A 16324-nucleotide genomic window follows, 5' to 3' on the forward strand; every position below is an offset into this window, starting at 1 on the left:
GCCGCCACCTTTGGAGATCTGTTACCTTGCACCTCAAGAGTCTGACCGTCAGGGGCTTCAAGTCGTTTGCGTCGGCCACGACGTTCGACTTTGAGCCCGGAGTCACGGCGGTCGTCGGGCCCAACGGCTCGGGCAAGTCCAACGTGGTGGACGCCCTGGCCTGGGTCATGGGGGAGCAGGGCGCCAAAACCCTCCGCGGCGGCAAGATGGAGGACGTCATTTTTGCCGGCACGTCCGGCCGCCCGCCGCTGGGCCGCGCGCACGTCTCGCTCACCATCGACAACGCCGACGGCGCACTGCCGATCGAGTACAGCGAAGTCACCATCTCCCGCACGCTCTTCCGGACCGGCGGTTCAGAGTACGCCATCAACGGCTCAGCCTGCCGGCTCCTGGACATCCAGGAACTCCTCTCCGACTCGGGACTCGGCCGCGAAATGCACGTGATCGTGGGACAAGGGCAGCTGGACCGGGTCCTGCACGCCACCCCCGAGGACCGCAGGGGCTTCATCGAAGAAGCCGCCGGCATCCTCAAGCACCGGCGACGCAAGGAAAAGACCGTCCGCAAGCTGGAGGCGATGCAGGCCAACCTCCAGCGGCTCAGCGACCTGACCGGGGAAATCCGCCGGCAGCTCACCCCACTGGGCAAGCAGGCAGAGGTGGCACGGCGCGCGCAGACTGTCCAGTTCGAGGTCCGCGATGCCCGGGCCAGGCTGCTGGCCGACGACCTGGTCCAGCTCCAAAACACACTGGCACAGGACATCGCCGACGAGTCCGCGCTCAAGGCGCGGCGCGCCGTCGTCGAAACCCAGCTTGAGGAGGGCCGCCGGCGGCAGGCGTCGCTGGAGCAGCTCGCTGCGGAGGCGACTCCCCGGCTGAACGCCGCCCGGGACACGTGGTACCAGCTCTCCGCCGGACGGGAGCGGCTGCGTTCGCTCGCGGCCCTGGCCGAGGAACGCCGCCGGCTGCTTGGCTCCGGAGACCCGGCGCCGGAGCCTGGCCGGGACCCGGAACAGCTGGAGCGGCAAGCCGCACGGGTCCGCGGCGAGCAGACGGACCTGGAAAAGGACATCCTCTCGGGCCGCGCCGCGCTGGAGGCGGCCACGGCAGCCAAGTCAGCGGCCGAGGACGCAGCCGCGGCGGAGGAGAAGCGGCTTACCGCCGCACTGCGGGCCGCCGCCGACCGGCGTGAGGGCCTGGCGCGCCTGGCCGGCCAGGTGGGGGCGGCTCGGTCAAAGGTGGAATCAGCCCAGGCCGAAGTCGGCAGGCTGCGCGAATCCCTGGCCGCCGGTGATGAGCGCCGCCGGCGTGCCCAGTCCGAATTCACCGCACTCGAATCGCAGGTGGCGGGGGTCGAGGACGGCGAGGAAACCCTTGATGCCGAATACGAGGACGCCAGCGCAGCCCTCGACGGCATCCTTGCCGAGATCGATTCGCTGAAAAGCACCGAACGCGACGCCGTCCGCGAACGGGACGCGCTGAAGGCACGGCACGAGGCGCTGCAGCTGAGCCTCAACCGCAAGGACGGCTCCGACCATGTCCTCGGCGCCGGGGTGGCCGGGACCGTGGGTCCGCTGGCCGCGGCCCTGAGCGTTGAGCCGGGCTATGAGGCGGCCGTTGCGGCGGCCCTGGGCAGCGCTTCCAACGCGATCGTGGTCCGGGACGCAGCGACAGCGGCAGAACTGGTCCGCCTCCTTAGGGAGGACGACGCCGGCCGGGCGACACTGCTGCTCGAGGCCGCGGCACCTCCCGCAGGAACGCCCTCTGCCGGTCCAACGCCAGCTGCAGATTTACAGCCCGCCGGGGCGCGCCCCGCCGTGGACCTGGTGACGGCCTCCGGAACCACGGCGGCAGCCGTGCGGACTCTGCTCGCTGCCACCGCCGTCGTCGAGGACCATGACGCGGCGGCGGACCTCGTCGCCGAGCGACCCGACCTTACCGCCGTGACGCTCGCGGGCGACGTGTTCACTGCCTGGACCGTCACCGGTGGTTCCGCGAAGGCGCCCTCACTGCTTGAGGTGCAGGCCGCCGTCGACGACGCCGCATCCCGCCTGGCCGCTGTCACCGCCGGGCTGGAACAATGCCGCTTTGCCCTCGCTGCCGCCGAGGCCCGCCGCGCCGAGGCGCAGGACCGGTCAGACGCCGCGCTGGAGCGCCTGCACGAATCGGATGCCCGGCTGGCGGCTGTGGCCGAACGGCTGGGCCACCTCAACTCGGTCCTGCGCAGCGCCGTCGGCGAAAGCGAACGGTTGGCAGCGTCACTCGCGCGCGCCGAGGCAAACGTCGTGTCCGAGCAGGAGGCGCTGGCCGCGGTGACCGCTCGGCTGGCGGCGGCGCAGGACGCGCCCGCCCAGGAGGAACCGTCCACGGAGCAGCGGGACGCACTGGCCCTGGCCGCATCGCAGGCACGGTCCGCCGAAATGGAAGCCCGCCTGTCCCTGCGCAGCCGTGAAGAACAGCTCACGGCCATCCGCAACAGGGCAACATCACTGGAACGCGCGGCAGCCTCGGAACGCCGGGCGCGGGAACAGGCGGCCGAACGGGCCCGCCGTCGAAGGATCCAGGCCAAGCGGGCGGCAGCCGTCTCCGCAGCGGCGGAGCAGCTGATCCGCTTCAGCGACGTTTCCGTTGAGCTGGCCAGCCGGGCGCGGGACCACGCCGAGCAGGTCCGCGAGCAGCGGGACCGGGAACTGGCCGATATCCGCACTGCCAACGACGCGCTGGCCCGCGAACTCGCGGAACTAACCGACTCGGTGCACCGGGACGAGCTGGCACGCGCCCAGCAGCGGCTCCGGATCGAGGCGCTGGAAACGAAGTCGGTGGAGGATCTGGGTCTGACCGCAGACCAGCTCGTGGCAGACTACGGGCCGGACCAGCCGGTGCCCGTGGCCGCTGCCGCTTCCAAGGACAAGTGGGCCGCGCTGCGGGCGCCGGTCGATGCCGAGGGCCAGCCTGTAGTGGAGGGTGTGCCGTTCGTCCGCGAGGAGCAGGAAAAGCGGCTCCGCAAGGCGGAACGCGACCTGTCATCGCTGGGCAAGGTCAACCCCTTGGCGCTGGAGGAATTCGCCGCGCTGGAGGAACGCCACCAATTCCTCAGCACCCAGCTGGAGGACCTCAAGGCCAGCCGCAAGGACCTGCTGGACATCATCAAGGAAGTGGATGACCGCGTGCAGAAAGTCTTCTCGGAGGCCTTTGCGGACACCTCGGCCCAGTTCGTGCGGGTCTTCGGCCGGCTGTTCCCAGGAGGCGAGGGCAGGCTGGTGCTGACCGACCCAACCGACATGCTCACCACCGGCATCGAGGTCGAAGCCCGGCCCGCGGGCAAGAAAATCAAGCGGCTTTCCCTGCTGTCCGGCGGCGAGCGGTCACTCACGGCAGTGGCCCTGCTCGTGGCCATCTTCAAGGCCCGGCCCTCGCCGTTCTACGTCATGGACGAGGTCGAAGCCGCCCTCGATGACACCAATCTCGGCCGGCTCATTACGATTTACGAAGAGCTGCGCGAATCCAGCCAGCTGATCGTGATCACCCACCAGAAGCGGACCATGGAGGTGGCCGACGCGCTCTACGGCGTGACCATGCGGGGCGACGGCGTGTCCACCGTCATCAGCCAGCGGCTGGGTGCGGACGTCTAGGCAGCTCCCAGTTCGACGGCGGCGGCGGTTCCTGCCCGGCCGCTTCGGCTTGTGAGAAGCGCCTGTGGCTTGTGAGAAGCTAGGGGTGTGAATGACATCATCCCCATTCTTCTGCCCATTCTTGCTGCCCTGGTAGTTATCGGCGGGCTGGTCCCGGTGCTGATGAAGGCCCGGAAATCCGGCAACCAGTACCCCGGCACCCGGGACGCCAACGACCCCGTTGAGCCGCGCGCAGGCGGAGGGACGCTCCTCGAGGACCGCCCGGCTGCTCCTGCCGCGCCCGCGCCCGGAGTCCGAAAGGACCCGGACGCCGTCGACCTCGAAGGCCTGGAAACCGAGGTCCCGGATGACGCTGCCGGCCTGGAAACCATCCAGGTGGAGACGCCGCTGCCCGTCGCCGGGCGGCTCACCCGACTCCGGGAGCGGCTGGTCAAGTCCAACAACGTGCTCGGCAAGGGCCTGCTGGCACTGCTCTCCAGCGACAAGATCGATGAGAACGTCTGGGACGAGGTGGAGGAAACCCTGCTCCTTGCCGACCTTGGCACTGAACCCACCATGGAGCTGGTGGACGCGCTACGCGAACGAGTCAAGGTCCTGGGCACGCGGGACCCCGAGCATGTCAAGGCACTGCTCCGCGAAGAGCTCATCAAGATCGTGGATCCGTCCATGGACCGGAGCCTGCGGATTGAACGGCACGCGGACCGGCCCGCCGTCATGATGGTGGTCGGCGTCAACGGGGTGGGCAAGACCACGACGGTCGGAAAGCTGGCCCGCGTCCTCGTTGCGGAGGACAAGGACGTCCTGCTCGGCGCTGCCGACACCTTCCGCGCAGCCGCCGCCGAGCAGCTTGCAACCTGGGGACAGCGCGTGGGGGTTCCCACCGTGAAGTCCGACATCCACGGCGCGGACCCGGCGTCCGTTGCCTACGAGGCCGTGAAGGCCGGCATCGAGCAGGAAGTCGACGTCGTCATGATTGACACCGCCGGCCGGCTGCAGAACAAGGTCGGCCTGATGGACGAGCTCGGCAAGGTCAAGCGCGTCGTGGAAAAGCTGGCTGAGGTGGACGAGGTCCTCCTGGTGCTGGACGCCACCACCGGCCAGAACGGGCTCAACCAGGCGCGGGTCTTCTCCGAGGTTGTCAACATCACCGGCATCGTGCTGACCAAACTGGACGGAACAGCGAAGGGCGGCATCGTCGTCGCCATCCAGAAGAGCCTCGGCGTGCCGGTCAAGCTCATCGGCCTCGGCGAAGGCGCGGACGATCTCGCACCGTTCGAGACCGAGGCTTTCGTCGACGCCCTCCTGAACTAGTCCCTATCCAAGCAGGTTGCAGCAGGGGGCGTTCCCAGCCTTGGGAACGCCCCCTGCTGCTACGCGGTTGGCTCAGGCTGCCGCTGCACCGTCTCCCGCGCGGCCAGCCAGCCGAGTGCGGCCACCAGCAGCACGGCGCCGGTGGCTGCGAATGCCCAGCTGTAACCCAGCCGGTCCGCCAGCAAACCTACGAGCACCGGCCCGAGGATGGCGCCGATGTCGGACGTCATCTGGTAGGCCGCCAGCACGGGGCCGCCCGAACGTTCGCGGCCGATCACATCGGCAACTGCCGCCTGCTGCGCCGGATTGAGCATTCCCGCTCCCACTCCCGCCAGCAGCGATGCAGCCAGGAACCAGCCCAGCCCCTGCGTCAGGCCAATCCCAGCGGTAGCCGCGCCGGTAACCACGAGGCCGGCCACCATCATTGGCTTCCTGCCCAGGCTGTCTGCCAGCCTGCCTGAAACGGTCAGGGCGAGGGCGTTTCCGGCAGCGAAGACGGCCAGCGCCCAGCCGGCCGCCTCCGGTCCGGAGCCCAGGGCCGTGACTGCGAACAGCGGCACCGTGGCCATGCGCACGCCGAACGTCGCCCAGCCGTTGGCGAAGCTGGAGAGCATGGCTGCCCGGTAGGCGCTGTCGCGGACGGCCTCACCGAGTTTCATGGCAGGCGCGCCCGCATCCTGGCCGCGGGCTGAACCGGGAACATGGCTGAGCTGCGTCTGCACCACCAGGGCTGCGAGGACGAGGGCGCCGGCGTAGGCGAGGAACGGGATACGCAGGCCGAAGCCAGCCAGCAGGCCGCCCACGATCGGCCCGCAGACGTTGCCGATCAGGAACGCCGACGCGTAGGCGCCGGACACCCGGCCGCGGCTCTCCGGCGGTGCCAGCCTGATGACCAGCGCCATCGATGCCACCGTGAACATGACCGACCCGGCACCGCCCAGCCCGCGGAACACCAGCAGCTGCCAGTAGTTCTGGGCGAAGGCGCAGGCCGCAGTGGACGCCGCCACGATGAGCAGGCCGGCCACATACACGGGCCGCTCGCCGAGGCGTCCAATAAGCGCACCGCCGGCGGGGGCGAACAGCAGCCGCATGAGCGCAAAGATACTGACGATGACGGCGGCGGCCGTCGCCCCGACGTCGAACGTGGTGGCGAACTGCGGCAGCACCGGTGCCACGAGGCCGAAGCCGAGAGCGATCAGGAAGGCTGCGACGAGCATCACCTTGATGTCACGGGGGAGCCGGGCGCCGTCGGCGCGGCGGGCCGCGCTGAAGCGGGGTTTGCCCGCGGCGTTACGGGGGAGTGGCGTCATGGAGCGGGGAATCCTTGCGAAACGGGCGGGACGGGCATTTGGGGCGGCTGAAACATAACCGTAACAAGCAGGATATGCACCATTTACGTCAGGGAGGTTGTTGTAACAGACCGGCAATCTAAATCCTCCGCCAGCGAAACACACCGCGGCAAAACTTGATTCAGGACGCAAAAGGCGTTGGGCAGGCGGATCACTCCGCAACAATCGATCAAGAGAGGACGTGCACCATGGAACTTACCGCAGGTCACGTATGGCTCATGGTGGCGGCGGCACTCGTGCTGTTCATGACACCAGGTCTGGCATTTTTTTACGGCGGCATGACGCGCGCCAAGGCTGCGCTGAACATGATGATGATGAGCTTCATCTCCATCGGCATGGTTGGCGTGGTGTGGGTACTCTGGGGCGCATCAATGAGTTCCGGTGAGGGATTCCTGCAGATTGTCGGGAACCCGTTCGCCACGTTCGGCCTCGAGGGCATCACCACCCCTGACGGCCTCATCAAGGTTGGCTACGCAGCCACCTTCGCAATCATCACGGTTGCCCTCATCAGCGGCGCCATCGCGGACCGCGCCAAGTTCGGCGCCTGGAGCGTCTTCGTGCCCGTCTGGGTCACCCTGGTGTACTGCCCTCTCGCCTACATGGTCTGGGGCGGCGGACTCTTCGGTCCTGAAGGCGCAGTCGGCAAGGCCCTCGGCCCCGCGATCGACTTCGCCGGCGGCACCGTGGTCCACATCAACGCCGGTGTGGCTGCACTGATCCTGGTTCTCATCATCGGTAACCGCAAGGGCTTCGGCAAGGACCCGAACCACCGTCCGCACAACGTCCCGTTCGTCATGCTCGGCGCGGCCATCCTGTGGTTCGGCTGGTTCGGCTTCAACGGCGGCGCCGCTACCACCGCGGAACAGGGCGGCCTGATCTGGATCAACACGCTCGCCGCTCCGGCTGCGGCCATGCTCGGCTGGCTGGTCACCGAACGCATCCGTGACGGCCACCCCACCTCGCTGGGTGCTGCCTCCGGTGTGGTCGCCGGCCTCGTCGCCATCACCCCGGCCTGCGCGAACGTCAGCCCGGTCGGCGCACTTGGACTCGGCGTCGTCGCCGGCGTGGCCTCCGCGCTCGCCGTCGGCCTCAAGTTCCGCTGGGGCTTCGACGACTCCCTGGACGTCGTCGGCGTCCACCTCGTCTCCGGCATCATCGGCACCGTGGCCCTCGGCTTCATCGCCCTCCCCACGGACGGCGTCGGTGGGGGCCTCTTCTACGGCGGCGGCCTGACCCAGCTCTGGGCCCAGCTGGCGGCAGCGGGAATCTCCATCGCCTACTCGGCTGTACTGACCGCGATCATCGCACTGGCTATCCACAAGACCATGGGCTTCCGTGTCTCGCAGGAGCAGGAAGTGGTGGGCGTGGACCTCAGCCTGCACGCAGAAACCGCCTACGAGTTCGGTGTCGGGGGCCAGGGCGGCAGCTTCCAGCCCCTGCACGAGCTGATCACCGGCGGACAGACCAGCGGCACCGATACGGCTCCGGCAGGCGCCGACGGCAAGAAGACAGAATCAGCAGCAGGTAAGGAAAGCGTGGGGGCATGAAACTGATCACAGCAATCGTTCGTCCGGAAAAGCTCGAAGCGATCCGCGAAGGCCTGGAGGCCTACGGGGTCCAGGGCCTGACGGTCAGTGCGGCCAGCGGCTACGGCCGGCAGCGCGGCTACACCGAGGTCTACCGCGGCGCCGAGTACAACGTGGACCTGCTGCCCAAGATCCGCGTTGAGGTGCTGGCCACGGACGAACAGGCTGACGACATCCTGGATGTCATCATCGCCAGCTCCAACACGGGCCGCGCCGGCGACGGCAAGGTCTGGACGGTCGATGTCTTCGAAGCAGTGCGGGTGCGCACGGGTGAACGCGGCGTAGCCGCCATCTAGCACCAGCCAACAGCCCAACGCAGCGGGAGGGCCGGTCACCGAAACGTGACCGGCTCTCCCCGCGCGTTAAGCCTCTTTGGCCGAGGGCCCGCCGGAGCCCGCCCGGTATTCCTCCAGCGGAACCTTGCCTGCTGCCCAGGCAGCCAGCACCGGCTCCACGATCCGCCAGCACTCCTCCGCGGTGTCGCCCCTGACCGAGAGCAGCGGATCTCCGGTCAGGACGCCTTCCAGCACTTCGCCGTAGGGCAGCAGCTCGGAGGCGTTTAGTTCGGCCACGAGGGCGGCCCGGTCCAGGCTGAAGATGTCCCCGGGGCCGTTGACGTCGACGTCGAGTTCCAGGGTGTCGGGGCCGAAGCCGATCCGGAGCGTATTGGGCGTGTCCCTGCCCGTGAAGCCGGCGGGCAGGTGCGGAACCGGCCGGAACGTGACCACAGCCTCCTTGCGCTTGGCCCCCAGTGCCTTGCCGGAGCGCAGGATGAACGGCACGCCCTTCCAGCGCCAGTTGTCGATGTCCACGTGCACTTCGGCGAGGGTCTCGGTGTTCCGGTCCGGATCCACGCCCTCCTCCGCGGTGTAATCGGGCACGTCCTTGCCGCCGAGGCGTCCCGCCAGGTACCGCGCCCGCCGGGTGCTGTCCGCATAGGGCGGCTTGATGCCGCTGGCCCTGATGACGGCGGCAATGGCGTCGCGGAGGTCGCGCTCGCCAATGGTGGCCGGCGGTTCTATGGCCAGCAGCGCCATGATCTGCAGCAGATGGCTCTGGATCATGTCACGCAGTGCGCCCGCGCCGTCGTAGTAGCGGGCCCGGCCCTCCAGCGCCAAGTCCTCGTCGAAGATGATTTCAACCTTCGCGATGTGGTCGCGGCTCCAGACCGGCTCCAGGAAATTGTTGGCAAACCGGAGGCCGAGGATGTTCAGGACGGTGGCCTTACCCAGGAAGTGGTCAACCCGGTGGATGTGGTCCTCGGGAACCAGGCCCAGGAGGGTCCGGTTGAGCTCACGGGCGGACTCCTCGCCGGAGCCGAAGGGCTTCTCCATGACAAGGCGTGTTCCCGCGGGGACCTGCTCCGGGCGCAGGATTTCGCAGGCCTTCTGGCTGACCTGCGGCGGCAGGGCGAAATAGACCGCTACCGGGCCCTCGAGTTCGCCCAGGAGCTGGGCGAGCGGGCCGTCCGCGGTGACATCGGCCTGATGGTAATCCGTTGACTTCGCTATGGCCGCCAGCGCGTCTCTTCCGGCGTCGCCAGCTGTTCCGCCGGCGGCGTCAAAGGCGGCCTGCACGCGTTCCTGCCACTGTTCCCGTGACCACGGATCCGAACCGGCCCCCACGAGCTGCAGGCCGGCGGCGCGCCCGGTGGCCACCAGCCTGGCCAGGCCGGGGAGAAGAAGCCGGCCGGTGAGATCGCCGGAGGCACCGAGGATGAGCAGGGTTTTTACAGTCGTTTGGCTCGTCACCCTGCCAGCATGCCACCTTGAAGGCGTGTCTTGATACCCTAGATAGTCGAGTCCCGTTCATCCACTGAAAGAAGTGCACGGCGCGTGTTCAATTCACTCTCTGACCGGTTGACAGCAACCTTCAAGAACCTTCGCGGCAAAGGCCGCCTCACCGAGGCAGATGTCGACGCCACAGTCCGCGAGATCCGGCGCGCCCTGCTGGATGCGGATGTTGCCGTGCCCGTGGTCCGGGAATTCACGGGACAGGTCCGTGAGCGTGCGCTGGGCGCCGAGGTCTCCGGGGCCCTGAACCCCAGCCAGCAGATCGTGAAGATCGTCAACGAGGAGCTTGTTGAGATCCTCGGCGGCGAGACGCGGCGCATCCGGATGGCCAAGACCGGCCCCACTATCATCATGCTCGCCGGCCTCCAGGGCGCCGGCAAGACCACCCTGGCCGGAAAGCTCGGCAAGTGGATGAAGGCGCAGGGCCACAGCCCCCTCCTTGTTGCCTGTGACCTCCAGCGCCCCAACGCCGTGACGCAGCTGCAGGTCGTGGGCCAGCGTGCGGGCGTTCCCGTGTTCGCCCCGCACCCCGGCGCCACCTCCGAACTTGCCCACCCGGCCGGTGACCCTGTCGCCGTCGCACGCTCCGGCGTTGAGGAAGCGCGCCAGAAGCTGCACGACGTCGTGATCGTGGACACCGCCGGCCGCCTCGGCGTCGACGCCGACATGATGGAGCAGGCGCGCCAGATCCGCCGGGCGATTGTCCCCAACGAAGTCCTCTTCGTGATCGACTCCATGATCGGCCAGGACGCGGTCAACACGGCGACCGCCTTCGACGAGGGCGTGAACTTCACCGGCATCGTGCTGTCAAAGCTCGACGGCGACGCGCGCGGCGGTGCCGCGCTGTCCGTTTCGTCGGTCACCGGCAAACCCGTGATGTTCGCCTCGACCGGTGAAAACCTGGACGACTTCGAACTGTTCCACCCGGACCGGATGGCCTCCCGAATCCTGGACATGGGTGACGTCCTGTCCCTCATTGAGCAGGCTGAAAAGTCCTGGGACAAGGACGAAGCCGCCCGGATGGCGAAGAAGTTCGCCGACCAGGAGGACTTCACGCTGGATGACTTCCTGGCGCAGATGCAGCAGATCCGCAAAATGGGCTCCATGAAGAAGATGCTCATGATGATGCCCGGTGCGCAGAACATCCGGCAGCAGCTGGAGCAGTTCGACGAGCGCGAGATCGACCGGGTGGAGGCCATTGTCCGTTCCATGACCCCGCACGAGCGGGTGGCACCCAAGATCATCAACGGCTCCCGCCGGGCCCGCATCGCCCGTGGCTCGGGCGTGCACGTGTCCGAGGTCAACGGGCTGCTGGAACGCTTCGCGCAGGCCCAGAAGATGATGAAGAAGATGGCCCAGGGCGGCGGCATGCCGGGTATGCCCGGGATGCCAGGCATGGGAGCCGGCGGTGCCCGCAAGGGCGGCAAGAACGCGCCCAAGAAGAAGGCCCGTTCCGGCAACCCTGCCAAGGCGGCCCAGGAGCTGCGCGAAGCGGAGGCCAGGCGGGCCGGGGCATCGAAGGCAGTGCCCACCGGGGCAGCGTTCGGCCAGCAGTCGGCCGACTTCGATCCGTCCCAGCTGAACCTGCCCAAGGGCTTCGACAAGTTCATGGGCGGCAAATAGGGCGCACCGGTGATGTCGGCCGGCGCCGATGTCAGACCGCTGCCATAAGGTTGGGTCATGTATAAGCAGCGGGTAGTGTTCGTCCACGGTGCCGGCAATTTCGGCTCCGCGGCGTGGCCGCGCCAGCACGGCATGGCCCTGCAGTACGACGCCCTGTTTCTGCGCCGCCACGGCTTTGACGCCGAGGCCGAACCGCTGGAGACCGACTTCGCCGAGGACACCCGCATTGTGCTGCGTTCGCTGGCCGACGACGGGTGCGGCACTGCCGGGGGGCACGTCGTGGCGCATTCGCAGGGCGCCATCGCCGCGATGATGGCCGCGGTCGAACGCCCGGACCTGGTCTTCTCGCTGACGCTCGTGGAACCGGCCTGCCTGTCGCTCACCGCCGACTTGCCTGCCACCGCCGCGCACCGTGCCCTGATGGAGCCGCTGTTCGAAGTCAGGCACCAGCTTGGCGACGACGACTACGAACGCGAGTTTTTACGCCGTGCCTTCGCCGCCGACACGCCGGAGCCCAGTACCCCCGAGGCGAAGCGGGCTGCGCGCCGGCTGCGCCTGCAGGCAGCACCATGGCAGGCGCCGCTGCAGATCGTGCCTGGTGTTCCCACTCTGGTCCTCACCGGCGGTTGGGAGCCCTTGTACGAGGAAATCGCCGGGTACCTGCGGGAAACGGGCGCCCTGCACCGCATTGCTGCGGGCGGGCACCGGCCCCACGACTCACCGGAAGGCGACCGCTACATCAGGTCGTTCATCGCCGAGGTCAGCCGGCGGCAGCAGCCTAGGGCATCCTGAGGGACAGGGCATCCTGAGGGACAGGGGCCCCCTGACAAACCTTCGGGACACCCCGCCCGGCCAGCCCCCAATGCCGGCCGGACGGGAACTCCCAAAAGCGGTCAGTTCCGGGCTGACTCCGGAAGCCGAAGCTCAGGCAGGTACACCTTTCCGCCCGCAGCGAGGAATTCCTGGCTCTTCTCGCGCATTCCCTCCGCCATCTCGGCGAGGGCGGCCTGCGCCTCGGCGGAGCCGTACTCGTTCCGGATGTCCTGGCTGATCCGCATGGAGCAGAATTTGGGCCCGCACATCGAACAGAAATGCGCCGTCTTGGCAGGCTCCGCCGGCAGTGTCTCGTCGTGGAAGGACTCGGCCGTCACCGGGTCCAGCGACAACGCGAACTGGTCGCGCCACCGGAACTCGAACCGGGCCTTGGACAGTGCGTCATCCCGCTCGTTCGCGCCGGGGTGCCCCTTGGCAAGGTCGGCAGCGTGGGCGGCGATCTTGTACGTGATGACGCCGGTCTTCACGTCGTCCTTGTTCGGCAGGCCCAGGTGTTCCTTGGGCGTGACGTAGCACAGCATGGCGGTGCCGTAGCGGGCGATTTCGGTGGCGCCGATGGCCGAGGTGATGTGGTCGTATCCGGGGGCCACGTCCGTAACCAGCGGTCCCAGGGTGTAGAAGGGCGCACCCTTGCAAAGCTCCTGCTGGCGCTCAACGTTTTCACGTACCAGATGGAACGGGATGTGCCCCGGACCTTCCACCATGACCTGCACGTCGTACTCCCAGGCACGCTGGGTCAGCTCGGCCAGCGTGTCCAGTTCGGCAAACTGCGCGGCGTCGTTGGCATCCGCCGTCGCGCCCGGCCGGAGGCCGTCTCCCAGTGAGAAGGCGACGTCGTACTTCGCGAAGATCTCGCACAGTTCGTCAAAGTGGGTGTACAGGAAGTTTTCCTGGTGGTGGGCAAGGCACCAGCCGGCCATGATCGAGCCGCCGCGGGAAACAATACCGGTCACGCGGTTCGCCGTGAGCGGCACGTACCGCAGCAGCACGCCGGCGTGGATTGTCATGTAGTCCACACCCTGCTCGCACTGTTCGATGACGGTGTCGCGGAAGATTTCCCAGGTGAGTGCGTTCGCTTCGCCGTTGACCTTTTCCAGGGCCTGGTAGATCGGCACCGTGCCGATCGGCACGGGGGAGTTGCGGATGAGCCATTCGCGTGTGGTGTGGATGTCGTCTCCCGTGGACAGGTCCATGACCGTGTCAGCGCCCCACTGGGTGGCCCACTGCAGCTTGTCCACCTCCTCGGCAATGGAGCTGGTGACGGCCGAGTTGCCGATGTTGGCGTTGATTTTCACCAGGAAGGCCTTGCCGATGATCATCGGCTCCGATTCCGGGTGGTTGATGTTGCTGGGGATGATGGCCCGTCCGGCTGCGAGTTCGCTGCGGACCAGTTCCACATCGCAGTTTTCGCGGAGGGCCACGAAACGCATTTCTGGGGTGATGATGCCTTGCCGGGCATAGTGCATCTGCGTCACAGTCTTGCCTTCCACCGCACGGCGGGGCACCGGCTTGGCGCCCTTCCATTCAGCGGAGGCCGCGCCACGGCGCACGGCCGACTTGCCGTCGTCGAGCAGATTCCGTTCACGTCCGTGGTACGTCTCGGTGTCTGCCCGTGCCGCAATCCATTCCGAACGGAACGGCGCGAGGCCCACCACCGGGTCGCTGCCCGGACCCGCCGTGCGGTAAACCCGCAGCGGAGCGTTCTGCTCGCCGTTAGGTGAAGGCTCCAGGGCGATTTCCGTTACCGGAACCCGCAGGCCGTCCCCCTCCAGATACGCCAGTGAATGGGATTTCAGTGACTGCGTGGTACTTCCGGCGGCTTCACTCTGGGCTGCACTGATTTGGGCTGAATCAATTTGGGTAGGGGTCAGCTGTGGTTTCTGGGTGCTCAATTTACTGCTCACTTCCTTCGCCGGCATTACCCGGACAGGTTCAACGGTCGCAGGCTGCACCAGCCTGATCTCAGCCCCTGCAGGGGCACCCGTGTGGTCGTAGACGAAGCTACCACACGCCGGATTGTGCCCGTCTACCGTGAAGCCCGCGCCGGAAAGGTCAGGATCCCGGTGGCGGGAGCCGATTAGGCTGGAAGCATGGCGTACATCATCGAATTCAGCGGACCCGTGCTCACTGCTGCGGACGAGGAACGCCGCGGGCTCTGGGCCGTGGACGGGAAGCTGACGTTCAATCCTCCGGGGCAACGGCCGGACGCCGTCCTGGACGGCTGGGTCCTGCCCGGTTTCGCGGATGCCCACTGCCACATCGGACTGGGCCCGGGCGGTCCTGTGGACGACGACGTCGCGTACCGCCAGGCCATCACGGACCGCGACGCCGGCACTCTCCTTGTCCGGGACGCCGGGGCCGCCAGCGACACCCGGTGGCTCCAGCAGCGCGCCGACATCCCGCGGATCATCAGGGCGGGACGGCACGTGGCCCGGTCCCGCCGGTACCTGAGGAACTTCGCGGTGGAAGTCGAGCCGGAGGGCCTCGTGGAGGCGGTGCGCAAGCAGGCGCGGGAAGGCGACGGCTGGGTCAAGCTGGTGGGGGACTGGATCGACCGGGCCGCCGGCGACCTCGCGCCATCATTCCCGGCCGAAGCCGTGCGGGACGCCGTCCGCGCCGCCCACGACGAAGGGGCGAGGGTCACGGCGCACTGCTTCGGCGAGGACACCCTCGATGACATGCTGGACGCCGGTATCGACTGCATCGAACACGCCACCGGCCTGCTGCCACGGCACATTCCGCGGCTGGTCGACCAGCAGGTGCCGATCGTGCCGACACTCATCAATATCGCCACCTTCCCGGACATCGCCGCCCAGGCCGAGCCGAAGTTTCCGCGGTATGCGGAACACATGCGCGCACTGTGGGACCGCCGTCGCGAGCGCATCCTGGAAGCCTACGAGGCCGGCGTCGACATTTACGCGGGAACGGACGCCGGCAGCGTGATCCGCCACGGCCGTATTGCGGACGAAATCCTCGAACTTCACGCCGCCGGGATTCCGGCGCCGGCGGCGCTGGACGCGGCCTGCTGGCGTGCGCGCCGCTGGCTGGGGGCCGACGGCCTGGCGGAAGGGGCGGCCGCCGACGTCGTAGTCTGCCGGGAGGACCCCCGCGCCGTGCCGGAGACCATCCGGAACCTTGCGAATGTGGTGCTTCGGGGAAAGATCGTGCATTAGGAATAAATTGAAGCTTCAAGTAATTTAGAGATGTAGAGGCCGCCGAAATCCGGTGGTCCGGACATTCGGGAGTATTCAATGACAGCAGCAGACAGCAGCCAGGACTTGCTTCCTGCCGACCTCACCATGGGCACCGTCATGCTCAAGGTGGGCGACATGAAGCTCATGACCGATTACTACCAGCGCGCTCTCGGCCTGGATGTCGTTGCCGAGCAGGACGGCGGCCTCTACCTTGGCCGGCGCACGACGCCGCTGGTGCACCTTGCTCCCGCTCCGGGCCTCACCATTCCCGGCCGGGGCGAGGCCGGACTCTTCCACACGGCGCTCCTGTTCGAAGAACAGTCCTCGCTGGCCGCCACCATTGCCAGCGCGGCCCAGTACGAGCCGCAGTCCTTTGTGGGCAGCGCCGACCATCTGGTGAGCGAGGCGTTCTATTTCACCGACCCCGAAGGCAACGGGATCGAGCTCTACTGGGACCGTCCCCGCGAGGCCTGGTCCTGGGACGGCAAGAATGTAGTCATGGACAGCCTGGCGCTGCCGCCGCAGAAGTACCTCCAGGAGCACCTCACGCAGGAGTCCGTGGAAGGCCAGCGCGGCGCCGACGCGGGGGTGGGGCACGTCCATTTGCAGGTTGGTGACGTCCAGTCCGCCCATGACTTCTACGTCGGCACCCTGGGGTTCGAAAAAACGGCTGGCTGGCACGGCCAGGCCCTCTTTGTGTCCGCTGGCGGCTACCACCATCACATGGCCATGAATGTCTGGAACAGCCGGGGTGCCGGTCCGCGCCGGGATACGCTGGGCCTCGGCGAGGTCCTGATCGAGGTCCCGTCCGGGGACGACGTCGGCGCCCTCGCCGACCGTCTCAGGGTCGCCGGAGTCGAATCGCACCACACCGGCGCCGAGCTCCGCTTCGAGGATCCGTGGCGCAACCGCCTCCGCGTTGCTGTCCGGTAAGGCTGCAGTCCGATAAGCCAGTGCGCTAAGCCCGGCGGACCCGGTTGGGTTAGGCTGACATTCGAAGAGCCC

Annotated in this window: 11 protein-coding genes and 1 riboswitch; of the genes, 8 read left to right on the top strand and 3 right to left on the bottom strand. The window is 67.7% G+C overall.

Annotated features, from left to right (window positions below):
• The first annotated feature begins 26 nt into the window (after positions 1-26).
• Entirely contained in the window at positions 27-3629 is a 3603-nt protein-coding gene (smc, locus tag AC5RWD_RS17355) for a chromosome segregation protein SMC (RefSeq protein ID WP_494021203.1), read from the top strand.
• A gap of 87 nt (positions 3630-3716) precedes the next feature.
• Positions 3717-4940, top strand: coding sequence for a signal recognition particle-docking protein FtsY (ftsY, locus tag AC5RWD_RS17360; RefSeq protein ID WP_494021204.1), 1224 nt, complete (start codon positions 3717-3719; stop codon positions 4938-4940).
• A 59-nt stretch (positions 4941-4999) separates the two neighbouring features.
• Here the strand turns inward: ftsY and AC5RWD_RS17365 are convergent, their stop codons facing one another.
• Positions 5000-6250, bottom strand: a complete 1251-nt coding sequence (locus tag AC5RWD_RS17365) for an MFS transporter (protein WP_494021205.1) — start codon at positions 6248-6250, stop codon at positions 5000-5002.
• A gap of 227 nt (positions 6251-6477) precedes the next feature.
• On the opposite strand from AC5RWD_RS17365, the gene AC5RWD_RS17370 reads away from it, so the two are divergent.
• Positions 6478-7836, top strand: coding sequence for an ammonium transporter (locus AC5RWD_RS17370; RefSeq protein ID WP_494021206.1), 1359 nt, complete (start codon positions 6478-6480; stop codon positions 7834-7836).
• The gene (locus tag AC5RWD_RS17375) at positions 7833-8171 is read left to right on the top strand and encodes a P-II family nitrogen regulator (protein ID WP_255768384.1); all 339 of its coding nucleotides are present in this window, start codon (positions 7833-7835) and stop codon (positions 8169-8171) included. Before AC5RWD_RS17370 ends, AC5RWD_RS17375 begins: the two co-directional genes overlap by 4 nt.
• A gap of 66 nt (positions 8172-8237) precedes the next feature.
• Here AC5RWD_RS17375 and AC5RWD_RS17380 read toward each other — a convergent pair whose 3' ends face one another.
• Entirely contained in the window at positions 8238-9626 is a 1389-nt protein-coding gene (locus AC5RWD_RS17380) for a glucose-6-phosphate dehydrogenase (protein WP_494021207.1), read from the bottom strand.
• An 84-nt stretch (positions 9627-9710) separates the two neighbouring features.
• On the opposite strand from AC5RWD_RS17380, the gene ffh reads away from it, so the two are divergent.
• Both ffh and AC5RWD_RS17390 read left to right on the top strand, forming a co-directional pair.
• Positions 9711-11291: a signal recognition particle protein gene (ffh, locus tag AC5RWD_RS17385; RefSeq protein ID WP_494021208.1), complete on the top strand. Its 1581-nt coding sequence runs from the start codon at positions 9711-9713 to the stop codon at positions 11289-11291.
• 57 nt (positions 11292-11348) lie between these two features.
• The gene (locus AC5RWD_RS17390; protein WP_494021209.1) at positions 11349-12083 is read left to right on the top strand and encodes an alpha/beta fold hydrolase; all 735 of its coding nucleotides are present in this window, start codon (positions 11349-11351) and stop codon (positions 12081-12083) included.
• Positions 12084-12184: 101 nt separating this feature from the next.
• Here the strand turns inward: AC5RWD_RS17390 and thiC are convergent, their stop codons facing one another.
• Complete coding sequence (thiC, locus tag AC5RWD_RS17395; RefSeq protein WP_494021210.1) at positions 12185-14017, bottom strand: phosphomethylpyrimidine synthase ThiC; 1833 nt, start codon at positions 14015-14017, stop codon at positions 12185-12187.
• Positions 14013-14120: riboswitch (TPP riboswitch) on the bottom strand. Its footprint overlaps the gene before it by 5 nt.
• Before the next feature lie 95 nt (positions 14121-14215).
• Here thiC and AC5RWD_RS17400 point away from each other — a divergent pair.
• Together AC5RWD_RS17400 and AC5RWD_RS17405 are read left to right on the top strand one after the other, a co-directional pair.
• Positions 14216-15298: an amidohydrolase family protein gene (locus tag AC5RWD_RS17400; protein WP_494021211.1), complete on the top strand. Its 1083-nt coding sequence runs from the start codon at positions 14216-14218 to the stop codon at positions 15296-15298.
• 78 nt (positions 15299-15376) lie between these two features.
• A complete protein-coding gene (locus AC5RWD_RS17405) occupies positions 15377-16252 on the top strand; it encodes a VOC family protein (protein WP_494021212.1) in 876 nt (291 codons plus the stop codon).
• Positions 16253-16324: the final 72 nt, after the last annotated feature.

Source organism: Arthrobacter sp. CMU6 (genome assembly GCF_059090205.1).